The sequence below is a fragment of the Sphingopyxis sp. CR5 genome, from assembly GCF_059693785.1.
In genome coordinates, this window is the sequence record NZ_JCATIE010000018.1 from 1 (window position 1) to 16,973 (window position 16,973).

At 65.4% G+C, this 16,973-nt stretch carries 11 protein-coding genes; 4 read left to right on the forward strand and 7 right to left on the reverse strand.

Translation table 11 applies throughout. From position 1 onward, the window contains the following. Positions 1–62: 62 nt before the first annotated feature. On the reverse strand, positions 63–746 hold the full coding sequence (locus tag AC58D2_RS19805; protein WP_497392760.1) for an ArdC family protein: 684 nt from the start codon (positions 744–746) through the stop codon (positions 63–65). A 551-nt stretch (positions 747–1,297) separates the two neighbouring features. Between AC58D2_RS19805 and AC58D2_RS19810 the strand changes: the two genes are divergently transcribed. Then, entirely contained in the window at positions 1,298–1,954 is a 657-nt protein-coding gene (locus tag AC58D2_RS19810; protein ID WP_497392775.1) for a glycosyltransferase, read from the forward strand. Here AC58D2_RS19810 and AC58D2_RS19815 read toward each other — a convergent pair. From AC58D2_RS19815 to AC58D2_RS19825, 3 genes are all read right to left on the reverse strand, one after another. Beyond that, positions 1,859–2,614 carry an energy transducer TonB gene (locus tag AC58D2_RS19815; protein ID WP_497392761.1) on the reverse strand — a complete coding sequence of 252 codons (756 nt, stop codon included), beginning with the start codon at positions 2,612–2,614 and terminating at the stop codon, positions 1,859–1,861. The two genes, AC58D2_RS19810 and AC58D2_RS19815, sit on opposite strands and share 96 nt — an antisense overlap. A 95-nt stretch (positions 2,615–2,709) precedes the next feature. Beyond that, a complete protein-coding gene (locus tag AC58D2_RS19820) occupies positions 2,710–3,804 on the reverse strand; it encodes a cytochrome-c peroxidase (protein ID WP_497392762.1) in 1,095 nt (364 codons plus the stop codon). 4 nt (positions 3,805–3,808) lie between these two features. Then, positions 3,809–6,379: a TonB-dependent receptor gene (locus AC58D2_RS19825; RefSeq protein WP_497392763.1), complete on the reverse strand. Its 2,571-nt coding sequence runs from the start codon at positions 6,377–6,379 to the stop codon at positions 3,809–3,811. A gap of 431 nt (positions 6,380–6,810) precedes the next feature. Between AC58D2_RS19825 and AC58D2_RS19830 the strand changes: the two genes are divergently transcribed. Then, complete coding sequence (locus tag AC58D2_RS19830) at positions 6,811–9,198, forward strand: serine/threonine-protein kinase (protein WP_497392764.1); 2,388 nt, start codon at positions 6,811–6,813, stop codon at positions 9,196–9,198. Between the two features lie 52 nt (positions 9,199–9,250). Here AC58D2_RS19830 and AC58D2_RS19835 read toward each other — a convergent pair whose 3' ends face one another. Continuing rightward, positions 9,251–10,012, reverse strand: coding sequence for an ECF-type sigma factor (locus AC58D2_RS19835; RefSeq protein ID WP_497392765.1), 762 nt, complete (start codon positions 10,010–10,012; stop codon positions 9,251–9,253). Between the two features lie 18 nt (positions 10,013–10,030). Between AC58D2_RS19835 and AC58D2_RS19840 the strand changes: the two genes are divergently transcribed. Together AC58D2_RS19840 and AC58D2_RS19845 are read left to right on the forward strand one after the other, a co-directional pair. After that, a complete protein-coding gene (locus AC58D2_RS19840; RefSeq protein ID WP_497392766.1) occupies positions 10,031–11,008 on the forward strand; it encodes an efflux RND transporter periplasmic adaptor subunit in 978 nt (325 codons plus the stop codon). A 13-nt stretch (positions 11,009–11,021) separates the two neighbouring features. Then, positions 11,022–12,491 carry a TolC family outer membrane protein gene (locus tag AC58D2_RS19845; protein WP_497392767.1) on the forward strand — a complete coding sequence of 490 codons (1,470 nt, stop codon included), beginning with the start codon at positions 11,022–11,024 and terminating at the stop codon, positions 12,489–12,491. Positions 12,492–12,797: 306 nt separating this feature from the next. Here AC58D2_RS19845 and AC58D2_RS19850 read toward each other — a convergent pair whose 3' ends face one another. Next, on the reverse strand, positions 12,798–14,822 hold the full coding sequence (locus tag AC58D2_RS19850) for a preprotein translocase subunit SecA (RefSeq protein WP_497392768.1): 2,025 nt from the start codon (positions 14,820–14,822) through the stop codon (positions 12,798–12,800). After that, positions 14,815–16,968: a peptidase M50 gene (locus AC58D2_RS19855; RefSeq protein WP_497392769.1), complete on the reverse strand. Its 2,154-nt coding sequence runs from the start codon at positions 16,966–16,968 to the stop codon at positions 14,815–14,817. The genes AC58D2_RS19850 and AC58D2_RS19855 overlap by 8 nt, the downstream gene beginning before the upstream one ends. Positions 16,969–16,973 lie beyond the last annotated feature (5 nt).

The window sequence follows — 16,973 nt, forward strand, 5'->3', positions numbered from 1 at the left end:
CATGATCGTCGTGCTCCATGTTGTTGGAGCGACGAGGATTATGCCGAATGGGGTTGGCGTGATCATACCGCCGACCGCGCCCTAACGAGCACATGCGGCATAATCCGGATCGCGGCATTATGGCCAAGCTCGTGGAGCGCGGTGCGATACCAGTTGACCGGATCGGGAAACGCCGCGATCGGCGGCACCTGCACCGCATCGTGCGCGGGACTGTAGAAGGCCTCGTCGCCGCCGATGATGAAACGCGCACCGCTCGCCGCGATCAGCGCGTCGGCTGCCGCCACCTGCAGCACCGGGTCGGGCACCGGGTCTTCAGCCGTGACATGGGCGGGCAGGTCCTCGCACTGATCGATGTTGAACAGGGTGAACCGCCTGAGGAACGCGACCGCCCTCGCCTCGCGGCCCTCGTCCCTTGCCCGCTCCTGCTCTTCCCGCGGCGTGAAGCGATCGGCATAGCAGACCCGCGTCCCGCTCTCGCCGCGCCGGACATGCCCGCCGAGCGCGATCGCCTGCCGGTAAGTGAGCCAGCGCTGTGAGGAATACCCCCTCGCCATCGCTTCGGTCCAGAGGATGAGGACATTGATCCCCGAGTAGCGGCGCAGGCTTGCGGCGTTGCACGGCATCGTGCAGGCGCACGCCGCGCGCTCCCATGGCTGCACCCAGGGCAGCCGCTCTTCCTCGATCTCGGCGATGATGCGGCTGGAGACCTCGCGGTAGAGGCTCTCGCGTCCACTCGTCCGTTCCATTTCCCTTCTCTCCTTCCAACCGCACCCCGGCCCGGAAGGGGCGCGAGGGGGGCGGCAGGAGGGAGCCGGCAGACCCGCTCTATTGGCCGGGGGGCATCCGAAGGATCGAAACGAAGTGGAGAACCCGCGAAGCGGGTTGCGGCCCGGACAGGCGGGACTAGAGGCGAGTGACGCCCACCTCGCGGCCCTCCCGTGCCGGGATCACCACGCCGCCGCACATGCGGCGACAATCTGTGCCAGGAGAATCAGCGCCGCCGCGCATGCGGCGTCAGTTTGAAGCGAAAGAGGAAAACGCCGTCGCGAACGCGGCGTCGATCAGGGCGAAGGGAATCAACGCCGCCGCGGACGCGGCGACCTATGGAACGAATGTTGCAAAATGTGAGCGAATATGCCGGTAGTGCTTCAGTTTTGCGTTCAAGGATCTGGCGGGGCACCCGCCGCAAATGGGAATCCGGGGCGTTAATCAGCTTGCATTCGTCGTCGGCCGAAGGAAAACGCGTTCGATGCGAATGTTCATGCTAACTTCAACGCTTCCGCGCTTTTCCGGCGACATGCAAGCCAACTTCGTCGGAGAACAGGCCGAGGCGTGGCTCGGTGCACGCGGCGATGACGAAATCGATGTTCTGGCTCCGGACGACCTCGAAGCAACGGGCGTCGAAGATCATGGACGGCTTCGGGTCACGCGATTTCGCTACTTTTGGCCGGCAGCGCTTCAGAAACTGGCCTATCCCGCCATCATGCCGAACATAAAGCGCGATCCTCTCCTGATCCTCCAATTGCCATTCTTCCTCGCGGCGCAATACGCGGCGGCTGCCCGCCTCATCAGAGAACGGCGCATCGACCTGGTCTATGCTCATTGGCTAGCGCCACAGGGAATTACGGCTTGGTATCTCTATCGTCGCTTCGGCTTGCCTTTTGTGCTCCAGAACCACTCGTCCGACCTCGCAATCTTCGGAAAACTGGGCGCGCCCGGCCGCTGGATGGCCCGGTTGCTGCTGGAAAACTGCACGCGCTTCCCTGTGCCGACAAGGCCCCAATCGGCGCGACCTCTCCGATGGGCGCGCAAGACTATGTCGATACTTCCCGAAGGGACCCGGAAAACAATTTACGTCTTAGCGGAGGAAGAACTCGATCGGCACGACCAGTTCGATGCGGCTTCCGGTCACGGCCCTGGGCGGCCTGGGCAAAGGCTGCGCGCGCGCCGGTAGCGCCAACGCTTCCCGATCGAGCGACTCGATACCCGACGAGCGTTGCAGAACCGCCGAGCGGACGCGGCCGCGCCGATCGATCACGAAACGGATCCAGCTGGTGCCTTCGTCGCCGCCGCGCCGCGCCGCGCGCGGGTAACGCTTGGCGCGATGGAGCGCGGCCAACACGCGCCCCTCCCATCGCGCACGCTCGTCGGCGGCTTTCGGTGCCGCAGGCACGGGCCGCGCTTCGGGTGCCATCGCGCGGGTAGCGGGCGGGCCACTCTTGGCATCGGATGCGGGAATGCGCGCATGGGCGTCGCCCGGTCGCGGAAGGCCGATCATTGACGGCCCGATCGCGTCAACGGGTGGCGCCAGACGTAGCATCGGTGCGGCGGTGGGCGACGCGCTTTCCGGCATCGCTTGACGCTCAACCTGCTCCGGCCCCGGCGGACGGTCGCCTGGCGGTGCGGGCCGCGCTCGGGGAGGAGCGATCTCGACGAGCGTCAATGCCGCGGTCGAACCCCGCGGACGCGGCGTGTCCACCCAACGCAGCAGCCCCGCCCCGACCAGGGCAAGACAGACGAAAGCCGTTCCGGCCAGACCGAGCAACCGCGTCGCCATCGGCAGCGGACGGTCGCTGTAGCGCATGGTGTCGATGGCAGGTGGCAGCGACGGCACCGGATTCGCTTCGCGAATGGTTCGCCGTCGCGCGGACCTCGACCGGTTCCGTCCACTTTCGCGGCGCGGCGACTGCGGGAACGGCGCCGGAGCCCTCACAGGGTTTCCAGGAAGGCAACGAGGGCATCGCGCTCCTCGCCCGTCAGGTCGAGACGCTTGAGAATAGGAGATGTGGTCGGAAACAACGGATCGTCCGCCTGTTCGGGCTTGCGCCGCGACTGCACACCGCCGGCATTGTAGAAATTAACGATGCCCCGCAGATGCGGGAAAATTCCATTGTGCATCCATGGCCCGGTACGCGACACTCCGCGCAGGCTTGGCGTACGAAAGGCGCCGACGTCGGCAGGATCGTTCGTGATCTCGTAGCGACCGAGATCCTGAAGCCGCCGTCCGTAGAAGGACAGCCCGATATTGTGAAAGCGCTGATCGGTGAACAGCGGCCCATTATGGCAATTCGCGCAGCCCGCCTTGGTGCGGAAGAGATGAAGTCCGCGCAATTCCTGGTCGCTGAGCAGTTTCGTGCCGTCCCGCAACGCGCGGTCCCACCGCGACGTTCTCGGCTTGTGTGTCCGCAGAAAGGCGGCAAGCGCCTGCGCGACATGCTGCGGCGTCATCGTCCGGTCGCCGAACGCACGCGAGAAGACCGCGGTGTAGCGTTCATCGGCCGCGAGCCGCGACACGACCACATCCGGGTCGGCCGCCATCTCGAACGGGTTGGTCATCGAGGCCAGCGCCTGCGCTTCAAGGCTCGGCGCGCGGCCGTCCCAGAACAGCGCTTTCATCCAGGCGACGGCATAGAGCGACATCGCATTGCGCCGGCCGCGCTGGCGATTATGACCGAACGAGGTGCTGATCCCGTCGCCGAATCCGAGCTCGCGGTTATGGCACGACGCGCAGGCGATCTGGCCCGAGCCCGATAGCCGCGGATCGTCGAACAACATCTTCCCGAAGGCGATCTTTTCCGGGGTCGATGGATTGACCTGCGGATCGGTAACCGGCGGCGTCGGGCCGAATTCGGTGAAGACAGCACCCGGCTGCAGCACCGGACGCGGCCAGTCCTGCGGCTGTCCGCTATAAAGCAGGCGCAGGGCGGCCATGTCGGGCGCCGCCGCGTCCTGCGCGGCCGCAGAGCCGACCGAGGCGAGGAAAAACCCCGCCAGCGCGATGATCTGCATCCACGGCCGGCGCATCGGATCAGAAGCTGTATTTGGCCGAGATCCAGACATTGCGGCCCATCTGCCAAGGCTGCGACGTGCTGCTGTAATCCTGCTCCAGCACGGTATTGAACAGGTTGTTGACGCGCAGGTCGAACGACAGCACGCCATAACGCGACCGGATCGCATCGAGGGTGGCGGACAGGTTGAAGCTGACCGCATCGTCGAACTTGACGAGATCGTAAACGTCGTAGCGCACGCCATCGACCACGATATTCTCGCCCGTATCGTCGACCCGCTCGAAGCCGCTGCGGTAGCGGGCGTTGACATTGGTGCGCAGCCGCTTGCCGAACCAGTGCGCCGCCCAGTCAAAATTGACGATGACGGGCGCGGCATAATCCTCGAGCTGATTATTGGCGGTGGCGCGAAGCAGCGGAACGACTTCGCCCTGATAATAGACATTCTCACCCTGGAACTCGGTCTCGTTGGCGATGTCGAAATAATCGACGTTCGAAGATTTGGTCTTCGACAGGTTGGTGCTCATCGAAAAACTGTGATTGCCGAATTCGCGGACATATTCGAGCGACAGGCCGCGGTAGCTGCTCTTGCCGTCGTTAGTGATCGTGTAGCTGCGGACGGTGGCGATATCGCCGGTCTCCTCCACCTCCGTAGAAGTTATTTGCTCCGACTGCGCGAACCTGTTGCGCGAATCGCGCAGGATCCTGCGGATGCGATATTCGCCGCCGATCAGCGGCGCGAGGCCGCGCAGGGCGAAGGTGAGCTCGTCGACATAGGGCGTCCTGAGGTCGGCATTCGAATAGCGCGGCAAGATCGTGTGGCTGTAGAGTGTCCAATTGTCCGACCAGACATTCTTGCCGTCGACGACTTCGGGCACGCGCCGATAGATATAATTGTCGGGATAGCTTTCGCGCAGCGCATAGCCGAGGAAGCTGCGCCCATAATAACGGTTCGCGCCGAGCGTCAGGTTCATTCCGGCAAAGGGCAGGTCTCGCGAGACCGAAAGGCGTGGCGCGACATTGTGATTGCCGAGGAAGCTTTCATGGTCATAGCGCAGCCCTGCGCGAACCTCGAAGCCAGCGACATCGCCCTGCCATTCGCCCCATAGCGTATAGGAATCGAGCTTGACGCGCGATCGGAACGCCATGGCGAGGGACATCTGTGCCAGCGCATAGGCGCCGTCGACGCAGGTGTCGGGATACAGCATCGGCTGGGTGCAGACCGTGTCGGGGTTGACCTCGATCGGCAGATCGGCCCGGTCGCCGTGGCGGAAGGAATAGACGGTTTCCGGGCGCTCCTTGACGGCCTTCACGCGCGCATATTCCGCGCCGATGCGAATGTCCCCGCCGAGCACCGGCTGTTCCCACTGCGTCTTCACCGTGCTGTCCCACTGTCGCTGGTTGATCGGGTCGGGCGCGCCGAGCGAACAACTGCTTGTCGAAGAGCACCAGTCGACGCCGGGCGCGGTCGAACTGATGTTGAGGATGCCGGGTCGGTCGGAGCGGCGGTCGGTGTCCGAAACGGCGTGGGACACTTCCACCTTCCAGCGCGCCTCGTTCGCGCCAGTGCCTTCGAGCTTCAGGCTTCCCGACAGCCCGCCCCCGTCGAGATAGACCCAATTGTCGATGCCGTTCGGATGCGAAAATTCGCTCTCATAGGGGCTGTAGGTGAGCTGGCCGGTGAGCCGCAGATCGTCGCCGAGATCGAGTTCGGCCTTGGCGAGAAAATTCTCGCTGAGGCTTTGCTGGCGATAATCGCCATATTCGGCGTAATAGGTACCCCGCTCATAGGTGACGCGCGATTCCGAGCGGCTGTATCCGAACAGGAAGCGCAATGCGTCGCTGACCGGCAAGTCGATGCTCGCGCCATAGCGGCGCTTCAGATAGTCGGGCTTGCCCGGCACGTCGTCGCCCAAAGCCTCGCGGTTGCGCTTTGAAATGCGGAATTGCGCGAGATCGGGACCCGTCTCGCCATAATGCGCGCTGATCCCGAATTCGGTAGCCGGCGCGCGCGTGTCGATCTCGACCACGCCGCCCGTGAACTGGCCATATTCGGCGGAGATGTTGGAATCGCGCACGGTGATCGAGCCGACGAGGCTCGAATCGACCCACAAGGATTGCGCTGAGCCAGCGGCATTGCCTTCGATATAATGGTTCGGATTGGTGCTCGATACGTCGAGCCGCGAATTGACGCCGATGCCGTCGACGACGAACAGATTCTCGGTGAAGCTGCCGCCCGAGATCGAGATGCTCGCGGGCCGCAGGTCCTGAAGCTCGGCGCGGGTCGCGCGGCCGTCCTGGCTGCTGAACTGCACGGTCGGCAGCGCGCGCAATATCTCGTTCACGTCACCCGAGCCTGGCGCACGGGCCACGACCGACTCCCGGTCGAACCGGCTGGTGCCCGAATCGACCGGCTCGCCGAAGCGATGGCTGATCGGCGCGTCGTCGCCCTCGACCCGGACCTTCGATAATTTGATCGTCGTTGAAGGTTCAGCGCCGGCCTTCTCCTCGCTCTGGGCAGGCTGCTCCGCGGCCTGCGCCTGAACAGTCATGGCGATCGCCAGCACGCTCGCCGTCGCGGTCAATGTCTTCACTTTCGGACCCCCGTTTTCGTTTCGGGGTCGCCTCTAGGAATTATTTATATTGCGAGTCAATCGCAAAAAGGGAATTTCTTGGCAATATGGCGGCCCTAAGGGTCTGGGGGCTATGGAATGCTCGAACAACCAAGAGCTGGCCGCGTGCGCGATCGCTGGCGATAGGGAATGTCAGTCGACGGCGTGGAGCGACATGCTCGGCCGAGCAGCCCGCCCGGCGGTGAGACATATCCGTGCGTCGCCTGAATTCTGATCCGATTTTCCCCGACAATTCGCTAAATGAAAGGACAAGCGGGGAAGGAAGGGCTTGCCTGTACCGACGCGTTATTCGACAAGATGCGCGGACCAGATCAGAGAGGGGCCATGCGGGTAGTCACAGGCCGTGATTCAACGGGAGCCGGCCGGTTCCTCCGTAGCCACGACAAGGCTTTATGAACGATCCGGCAACCGAACGGGAAGCGCTGCTTCTGTTCGAGGCGCTGCTTGACGTGCCAGAAGACGAGCGTGATGACTGGATCGCCGACCGCACGCAGGGGCGACCCGAGTTGCTCGAGCGCGTCAATGCGATCCGTGCGGCCAACCTTGACGCACTGGTGCGAACCGGCGCCGCCGCCGACGCCCTTTACGAAGAGGCAGCTCCCGAGCGCATTGGCGCCTATCGCATCGTCGCGCGCATTGGCCGCGGCGGCATGGGGTCGGTCTATCGAGGCGAGCGCGAAACGGGTGACTTCGCCCACATCGCGGCGATCAAGATCATCAAACCCGGCCTGCTGTCCGAAGCGCTGGTCGCGCGCTTCGAACGCGAGCGCCAGACGCTCGCCACGCTGGCCCATCCGAATATCGCACAGCTTTACGACGGCGGCGAGACCGAGGGCGGATCGCCCTATATCGTCATGGAATATGTGGATGGGTTCCCGCTGCTCCAATGGGTGGAGGAGCATCGGCCCGGAACGCCCGCGCGGCGGCGCCTGTTCCGCGACATCTGTACCGCCGTGGCCTTTGCTCACCGCAACCTGATCGTCCATCGGGACCTGACACCGTCGAATGTGCTGGTCACTCAGGACGGGACCGTCAAACTGATCGACTTCGGGATCGCGCGTCCGGCCGCCGCACTCGCCGCGCCGGCATCGACCACGGGTCAAGGCTCGCTCGACAGCCTCAGCCTGACTCCCGGCTATGCGGCGCCGGAACGGATGACAAGCAGCGAAGTCACGACCGCCGCAGACATCTATTCGCTCGGGCGGCTGCTCGAAAAGCTGATCCCGCCCACGGACGGCGATCGCGAGTTGCGCGCGATTATCGCGCAGGCCACAGCCCATAACCCGCTGGATCGCTATCCCACCGCCGAGGCGCTGAGCGCCGACGTCGACGCGTGGGGCGAAGGCTTTCCAGTCGCCGCGCTCAAGGGCGGCCGCACTTATGTCGCGCGCAAGTTCGTTCAGCGACACCGCACCGGCGTGATCGCCACCGCAGCGGCGCTGTCGCTCCTCTTCGGCGCTTTCGGGGTGACGCTGCACGCCTTGCGGTCCACGGAAACCGCCCGCGCCGCCGAAGCCATGCGTTTCCAACAGCTTCGCGAACTTGCGCATTATATGCTCTTCGACCTCAACGACCGGATGAGCCGCGTGGTCGGCAACACCGAAGCACGCGTCGACCTGGCGCAGCGGGCGCAAACCTATCTCGCGGCCCTCGCCGCGTCGCCGGACATCGGCAACGCCCTGCGGCTCGAAGCCGCCGAGGGATTCGTCAAGCTGGCACGTATTCAGGGCGTTCCGAACGAGCCGAATTTCGGTGAACGCGAAGATGCGAAAGCCAGCCTCGACAAGGCGGTGGCGCTGCTCGATGCGATCGGCGACCCCGGTCCGGCGGTCCAGACCGTCCGCGCGCGGCTGCTCGCACATCGCGCGGTCATCCAGATCCACGGCGACAATGACGGCAAGGGCGCCAAAGCATCGATTGCCGGCGCGCTGAAGGCTCTCGACCGGATCGCCCCGGCACAGCGCGACCTAGACTGGTTCCGGTCCCGCGCTACCGTGCGCAAGGCCCAGCTGGAAGTCGCCGACATGACCGACGACATGCCGGGCGTGGCCGCCCTGGCCGCGCGCATGGAAAAGGAAACCGGCCAATGGCCGGCAGCGGCACGCGCCTCCTATGAGGCCCGGCTCGACCTGGCCTACGCATTTTATTACCGCGGCTATGCGATGTCGTTCGACGAAGGCACCATGCCGAAGAGCCTGCCGCTCTTTCACGATGCCGAGGAGCGATTCCACGCGCTCGAAAAGGAGCGGCCGAACGATCCGATCGTTCTCTATATGCTTGCCTGGACCGGCTATAACGGTTTTGCGACGGCGTCACGGCTCGGAAAGGATGCGCAAGCCGCGCACTTCATCGAGTTGGCGCAGACGATGATCGACCGCCTGCTGGCGATCGAACCCCAGGACAATGCCCTGCAGACGCTGTCGAGCGGCATTCGCGAAGCACAATCGCAGTGGCTCCGCGACCAAGGTCGCTTCGACGAGGCGATCGCCCGCCAACGCGAAGTGATCGCGATCCATCAGGCGGCGCTGACCCCCGAACGATCGCCCAACACACTCGGCGCCCTGGGTTTTTCGCAGATGATCCTCGGCGTCATCGCCCGCGATGCTGCCAAGCGCGATCTGGCCTGCGACTCCTGGAAAAAGGCCGAAAGCAATCTGTCGGACCTGGAGCGCCGCGACGAAATCGCCGGTTTCATGGCGGAATTCCTGCCCGGATTACGCCGAAATCTGGAAAAATGTGCCGCCGGTCGACCAACGACCGAATTCGGACCATTGCGCTAAAGCAGGGACGTTCCCCGATCGAGGCCGTTCCTGCTTCGACAGCCGGGTCGCTTCATTCGGGATCGATCGGATTGGCGATCGCATCGGCGAGCCATGCACGCGCAACCATCCAGCGGCGCTTCACTGTCGGTTCGGAAACCCCCAGCACTTCGGCGATATCGGCCGTCGTCATCCCGCCGAAATAGCGCATTTCGACCAACTCCATCAATTGCCCGTCCAATGCGCGCAAGCGAATGAGCGCCGCGTCGAGCACTTTGAGGTCGATGCGCTGCGGCCCGTCGACATAGGTGGCGATCTCAACCTTGCGATGGCGGCGTTTCGACGATGATTTCGACCGGGCATGATCGACCAATATGTGCCGCATCATCCGCGAGGCGAGCGCGATGAAATGGGTGCGGTCGGCCAGCGAAATCTGCTCCATCTGCACCAGCCGTAGCACGGCATCGTTAATCAGGTCGCCTGTCGACAGCGAGCTGTTCCGTTCCCTGCGCAAGCGCGCAGCAGCAATTTCCGCCAACTGGGGATACAGGCGGGCGATCAGCCGGTCGCGAGCGTCCGACGATCCCTGCCGCCACCCCTGCAACTCCAATTTCGTCTCCGGCTCCCCCACAGCGCCGAATCTCCTGAAACATCCAAGCAAGCATCGCAAAGCTATGGACAAATTCCGCCGGACACAAGCCGGCATCGGGGCTTTACAACCGGCGATCGCCCGAAACGAGCCAGTCATCATCGATGTGATCCGAAATCCCGCCTTTCCCCGCTTACCCAAGAGAGGACGGAACTGCGCCGCGAAAAGGCCGTGGCGGGCGCGCATTCGCGCAAGGGGGATCGGATGGACAAAATGCGGGTCATGGCCGCAGGCGGTGCGGCGATCGTTCTGGTCGGCGGCGTCTATCTGGCCGTCGCCGACAACGACGCCGGAGGGCACACCCCGGCGCCGCGCGCCGCCCCCGTCCGGCCCGCAGCCGGTGGGGCACCCCCGGAGCCGCTGACGACTGCCGCCGCGCAGCCTTTGTCCGATCCGGCGCGATCCGAAGACTGTCTGATCGAGCCGAGCCGTCTCATTCACGTCAACAGCGGCGTCGAGGGGGTGATTGCGGCGATCCTGGTCGATCGCGGCGATACCGTCGGACGGGGACAGGTGGTTGCCCGGCTGCGCGCGGATGTCGATCGCGCGACCGCCGACGCAGCGCAGGCGCGCGCCGCCAACTCCCACGCGGTACGAGCGGCCGACGCTCGCGCCGCCTATCTCGATTCCGTCCGCCGGCGAAGCGAGGAAATCCGCGTTCATCTGGCGCGCGACAAGGTCGAGGAAGCCGAAGCCAATGCCGAAGCCGCCGCCGAGGAAAAGCGGGCGGCCGCGCAGGACCAGCGTGTCGCGCAACTCGAATATGTCCGGTCCCAGCGCATTCTGACCGAAAAGACGGTGCGCAGCCCGATCAACGGGGTCGTCACCGAGCGCGCGATGTCGGTCGGCGAATATCGCGGCCCAAGCAGCTCGCACATCCTGACGATCGCTCAGCTTAATCCGCTGAACGTCGAAGTGTTCGCTCCGATCTCGCAGCTGGGAACGGTGAACGAGGGCGATTGGGTGGCCATTTTTCCCGAAGAGCCGGTGGGCGGTGAATACCGGGCGCAGGTCAAGGTGATCGACCGCGTCTTCGACGCCGCTAGCGGCACCTTCGGCATGCGGCTTGAGCTGCCCAATCCCGGCAACAAGCTGCCCGCCGGGCTGCGCTGCCGGATCGCAATCGGCGGCGTGACGACCGGACCGGCAGCACCGACGCCGCCCGCATCGCGCACGAGTTGAGGAGTATTGACGGATGAAGCCCAGACTTGCCCTACTCGGTTGCACGGCCCTGCTGACCCTGCCCGGCACGGCGTTCGCGGACACGCTGCAACAGGCGCTCGAAACGGCCTACACGTCGAATCCGACGCTGACCGCGCAGCGCGCCAATGTCCGTGCCGCGGACGAGAATGTGCCGATAGCGCGCGCGGCAGGACGGCCAAGTCTGGAGGGATCCGCAATCTATCAGGAGAATGTCCTGAAGGGCGACCAGTCGCCGACGCTGTTCGTCTCCGACCCCGATCGTCAGGCTGTCGCGACGCTCAATCTCGACGTACCGCTCGTTCAGTTTGGCGCGGTGCGTCATTCGGTCGGTGCCGCCAAGGCGCGCACCGAGGCAAGCCGCGCCGGCCTACGCGGGACCGAGGCCGACCTCTTCTCGCAGGTCGTCGCCGCCTATATGGACGTAATTCGCGACGAGGCGACGGTCCGGCTTAACCAGCGCAACCGCTCGGTGATCGGCTATACGCTCTCCGAAACGCGCGACCGGTTCGACGTCGGCGACCGCGGTCCGACCGACGTCGCGCAGGCCGAGGCGCGCGTCGCGCTCGCCGACAGCCAGCTCGAAACCGCGGGGGCGCGGCTGATCGCGAGCCGCGAAAACTATATCCGCCTCGTCGGCAATCCGCCGGGCGACCTCGCGCCGCCGCCGCCGCTGCCGCAACTGCCCGCGACCGCGGAAGAGGCAGTGACGATCGCGCTCGAAAGCAATCCCAACCTTCAGGCCGCGCGCGCCGAAACCGTCGCCGCGCAGCATGACATCACCGTCGCTCAGGCCGATGGCATGCCGCGGCTCAGCGCGATCGGCGGGCTCAACCGCTACAGCTATCTTGGCTCGCTCTCGTCGGGCACCGGTCCGCGCAACCGCGACCAGGGCACGACAGGCTATGTCGGGCTGCAACTGAAGATACCGATCTACGAAGGCGGGCGAGTCAACGCGCAGACGCGGCAAGCGCGCGAAAAATACGGCGCATCGCTCGAACAAATCGCAGCTGCCGAGCGCGAGGTCGTCGCCGAAACGCGATCGGCCTTTGCCAATTGGCGCTCGGCGCAGCATGTCATCGAGGCGGCAACGGGCGGGGTCGCGGCGAACGAACGCGCGCTTACCGGCATCCGCGCCGAAACCAACACGGGGTTGCGGCCGCTGCTCGACCTGCTCAACGCCGAACAGGAATTGCTCAATTCGCAGGTGACGCTGGTGACGGCAGAGCGCGATGCCTATGTCGCCGGCTTTGCCCTGCTGGCCGCGATCGGCCGCGCCGAGGCGCGCAACCTGAACTTCGATTCCAGCCTACTTTACGATCCGATGGCCCATTATCGCGATGTCGAGGGCCGGGTCATCGATTTCCGCGAACCCGGCCGACCCGATCCGGTCGCCACGGGAACCGCACAAACGCCGACGCAAGACGCCACGATCAAGGCGGTGCAAGGTCCACCCGAAAGCTGACCGGTCAGGATGATGCCGCGCCGCGCCGGCGCGTCCCGATGACGATACACAATCGTCCGCGTCCGGCCATGATTGCGTCAGCGGGTCGCCGCGGCGGAATCGTCATCGCGGGTTGCGGTATATCCGGCAACCACGCGATCGCGAAAACCGGACCTGATAGAAGCCCGGCATCAACAGGCGGGTATGCAGGCCGCGCCGGTCGACAATCTTCGCAACGCGCGGGATCAAGAGTTGGACAGGTTGCCAATCACCTCTCGCACCTGGAACGGGAGAATCTGGCATGGATGTCCTTCTTTCATCTTCGCTCTAACTCCGCCCGCTGAACGCCATCGCTTGCTGAAGCCGCTCCTCGGACAATTCGGTCTGGCGGCGGGTCGCGGCGTGGCGGCGTTCGGCCGTCCTCTGCGCCCAGCGGCGCAAGACGTCCGCCGCGCGTCCCTCGACCGGCCATTGTTTCGTCGAGGCGGCGAAAGCCCTTGCCGCCTGCGGAGCGAACAATGTGTAAAGCTCGTCGTCGATCGCGGTGATCGCCTGCGCACTGCCGGGATCGCCCTGTCGCCCCGCCCGGCCCGCGAGTTGGCGATCGATACGCGGCGTTTCGTGATAAGCGGTCAGGATCACGTGCAATCCGCCGGCATCACGCGCCGCGTCGGTCAGCTCGATGTCGGTGCCGCGGCCGGCCATATTGGTCGCGACCGTCACCGCGCCCGGCTGGCCCGCCGCGGCGATGACCGCCGCCTCCTCGGCGTCCTGTCGCGCGTTAAGGATGCGATGCGGGATACCGCGTCGGTCGAGGGCCGCCGCAACCGCTTCGGAATCTCCGACCGAACGGGTACCGACGAGCACCGGGCGCAGCGCCTCCCCGTCGCGCACCGCCTCCACCGCTTGGGCAACGGTTTTCCATTTTTCGGCGGCATTGCGACATAGCAAATGGCCGCGATCCTCTCGCCGATCGGGACGGTTCCGCGGCACCAGCGCGACGCGCAGTCCGTAATCGGCCCACAGCTCGGCTCCCATCTCGCGCACCGTGCCGCTCATTCCCGACAGGCGGCGATAGCGGCGAAAAAAGCGTTGATAGGTGATGCGCGCCATCGTGTTGCGCGTCCCCGACAGCGCGACCCGTTCCTTGGTTTCGATCAACTGGTGCAGTCCGCCTTCCCACGCGCGGTCGGCCATGACGCGGCCGGTCGATTCATCGACGATCTGCACCTTGTCGTCGGCGACGATATAGTCACGGTCGCGCTGATAGAGACGCAATGCCGCAATCGCCTGCGACGCCAGTTCCTCGCGCGCCCGGCGGATCCGCCAGCGCGGGTGCGGCAGCCCTTCGGAGCGATCGGCCACCGTCCGGCACCCCCGGTCGGTCAGTTCGATCGCACGGTCGGCCTCGCGCACCCGATAGTGCCGCCCCTCCTCCAGCCCCTGCGCGACTTCGAGCGCGGCCAGATAGAGACCGTCATCGTTCGCCGGCAACTCGGCCGAAAGGATCAGCGGCGTCCGTGCCTCGTCGATGAAGATCGAATCGGCTTCGTCGACCACGGCGAAATGCAGGCCGCGCAGGAACAATGGCGCCGCGCGGCGACCGAATAATTCGCCGAGCAACCGCCGCGTCGCGCCGCGCTCGGGGCCAAGCGCGGTCTGGTCGCGTAGATAATCGAAGGTGATTTCCTTGTTGGTGCCATAGACGATGTCGGCGCGATAGGCCGCGCGGCGCGCATCGGGCTCCTGACCGTGGACGATCAACCCGACCGCCAGCCCGAAGCGGCGATAGACGGGTGTGACCTTTTCCGCGTCGCGCCCGGCGAGATAGTCGTTGACGGTAAAGACATGCACCGGCATCCGTGCCATCGCCGCCGTGACCGCGGGCAACAGCGCAGTGATCGTCTTTCCCTCCCCTGTCGCCATCTCGGCCAGCCCGCCATCGAGCATGACGAGCCCGCCCATCAGCTGCACCGCGAAATGCCGCATGCCCAGTTCGCGCCCCGTCACTTCGCGGATCAGCGCAAAACACTCGTCCACCAGATCGTCGGACAGTCCCCGCCGCATCAACCGCGCGCGCATGTCGGCGCAGCGCGCATCGAGCGTCGCATCGTCGAGGTCGCGCAGTGCGTCCGACGCTGCGCAAATCGCCTCGGCCCGCGTCAGCAGCGGCGGCTTGCGACGACCGGACATTACGGCAAGCCGCCCGATCAGCAGATCGACCGGACGGTCCCACTTCCACGTCCTGGCCGGCCCGCGCTCGGCATAGGGAGCGACAACCGGCCGCGCATCGCTGCGTATCTCGCGCCACAGGTCGTGGACGCGACCGCGAAGAGCCGCAAGGTCAAGCATCGAACTGCGACAGAAAGAGTTGCCGTACCCGCCGTCCGACCTGCCAGCCCAGCGGCTCCCAGGCGAGTTGAAGACGGACGTGGACACGCGTTCCGAACGGCACGCGCCGCAGGCGCGGCGGCAGGCTGATGTCGAACAGGAAGACGCGGTTAAGCGCCTTGCGGCCGCTCGTATCGGTGGGATCGACCGCGATGCTTCCGCCGCCCGCGAGCGCCAGGGCCTCGCTCGGCAACTCATGCGTGCCGCCGGGCACTTCGCGCACGATGCGGCCGGCGAAACTTTCGCCCGGTACTGCGGCGATCCTATAGCGCACGCCGCGCAACTGGCGCCGGACGAGGTCGATGTCGTCCTGTGGCACGACGATCCGCACGATCTCGGCGCGATCGGGCGCGACATAACCGATCAAATCGCCCTGCCTTACATGCCGGCCGGGCAGGTCGGTCGCCGGAGCCATTACCGGGAGGAATCGGCCCGGCGCGCCGGCGAAGAGCCGTAGCACGGCTTCGCGCTGGCGCTGCATCCTCAGCTTTTCCCGGGCTTCGACGGCAGCGACCTGACTGATCTGTCGTTTGACAAGATCGCCTGCGAGTTCCGAATCGGCCTGCGCTTCCAGCTCGCGAACGCGCCAGCCGAGCTTTGTCACCTCGGTCTCAAGGGTCGGTTGCACCGTCTCGACCAGCAAGTCCCCGGGCCGCACCTCCGCCCCCTCCGCCACCGCGACGCGCGTGATCAGACCGTCCGTGCCAGCACGGACATGCGCCGCATCGGGCAGCCACACCACGCCCTGCGCGTTGACGTGATGCGGGGCGGGCACGACGAAAAGCAGCAGCCCGAGCGCCGCCGTCGCTGCCAACGTCGCCTGCACGGCAAAGCGGCGATTGCGGTGCAGGTGCGGGCTGGCAAAGACATGCGCGAACATTTTCCACACCGGCAATGCAAGGCCGGTCCAAAGCGACCAGAGCGCGATCAGAACGCCGACGACGAAGAATTTCTGCGCGACGAACAGCGCAATGCCCAGCAGCATGACGATGCGCGCGACGAACGCGGCGGGCGCATAGACAAGGAACCAGCGCTTCTCCCCCGGCGTCGCGGCAAAGGGCTGGATATCATGGGTGCGAAAGATGTGGCGATCGACCAGATGCCCCCAATATCGATTCGCGCGCGACCCCAGATTCGGAATTTCGATCAGGTCGGCGAGGATATAATAGCCGTCGAAGCGCAGCAGCGGGTTGCCATTGACGAGCAATGTCGAAATGCCCGCTACCAGCATGATATTATACGCGAAGGCGCGCGCGGTCCCGGGTTCGAGCGCCACCCAGGCATAGGTCGCCAGCGCGGCGACGAACAGTTCGGCGATCATTCCCGCCGCGCCGACCAGCGCCCGGTGCCATTTGCCGGGCAGCGCGCTCGCGGCCGACGCATCGACATAGGGAACGGGGAAGAGCACCAGCAGCATCACCCCCATCTCGCGCACCTCGCGGCCGTGCGTCTTGGCCGCAAAACCATGACCGAATTCGTGGATGATCTTCACCAACGGATAACAGAGCGCCATGATCATCAGATTGTCGGCGGCCAGCACCCGGTCGGCCAGATTATGCGTCAGTTCCGACCAGTGCGCGCTTGCGATCAGCGCCGCGGGCGCCACCACCGCCAGCCACAGCAGCAGCCCGGGCCAACCGAAAAGCGGACGCAGCCGCGGCATCGCGCGAGTCAGAAAGGCATCGGGATCGATGAGAGGAAAGCGCAGCGACATCGGCCCCTTGAGGTTCTGAAGCCAGAGCTGACGGCGCTGCTTCTTCTGCCGCTTGATCATCTCGCCGGTGTCGGGAAGCATGTCCGAGGACAGAAGGTCGGCACCGTGCAACTGCCCGAGCGTGGCGATCACATCGTCCTGGGTCGGAGCATCCTCGCCGAGTTCGCCGACGAGGTCCCCCCATAGCGCCTCGACGGTACGTTCGCCGTCGAGGCGACCGACGAACAGATAGGCCCCGCGCGGCATGCGGTGGGTGCGGCCTGCCGCGCCATCGTCCAGAACATAGGCGATAATGCCGCGATAGCGGTGCCGCCGCACCCGCACGTGCGAGCGCAGCCGTGGCCGGAGTCGGGCGACCTGGAACCAGGAGGCGCTTTCGAAGGGATTCGCCATATCTG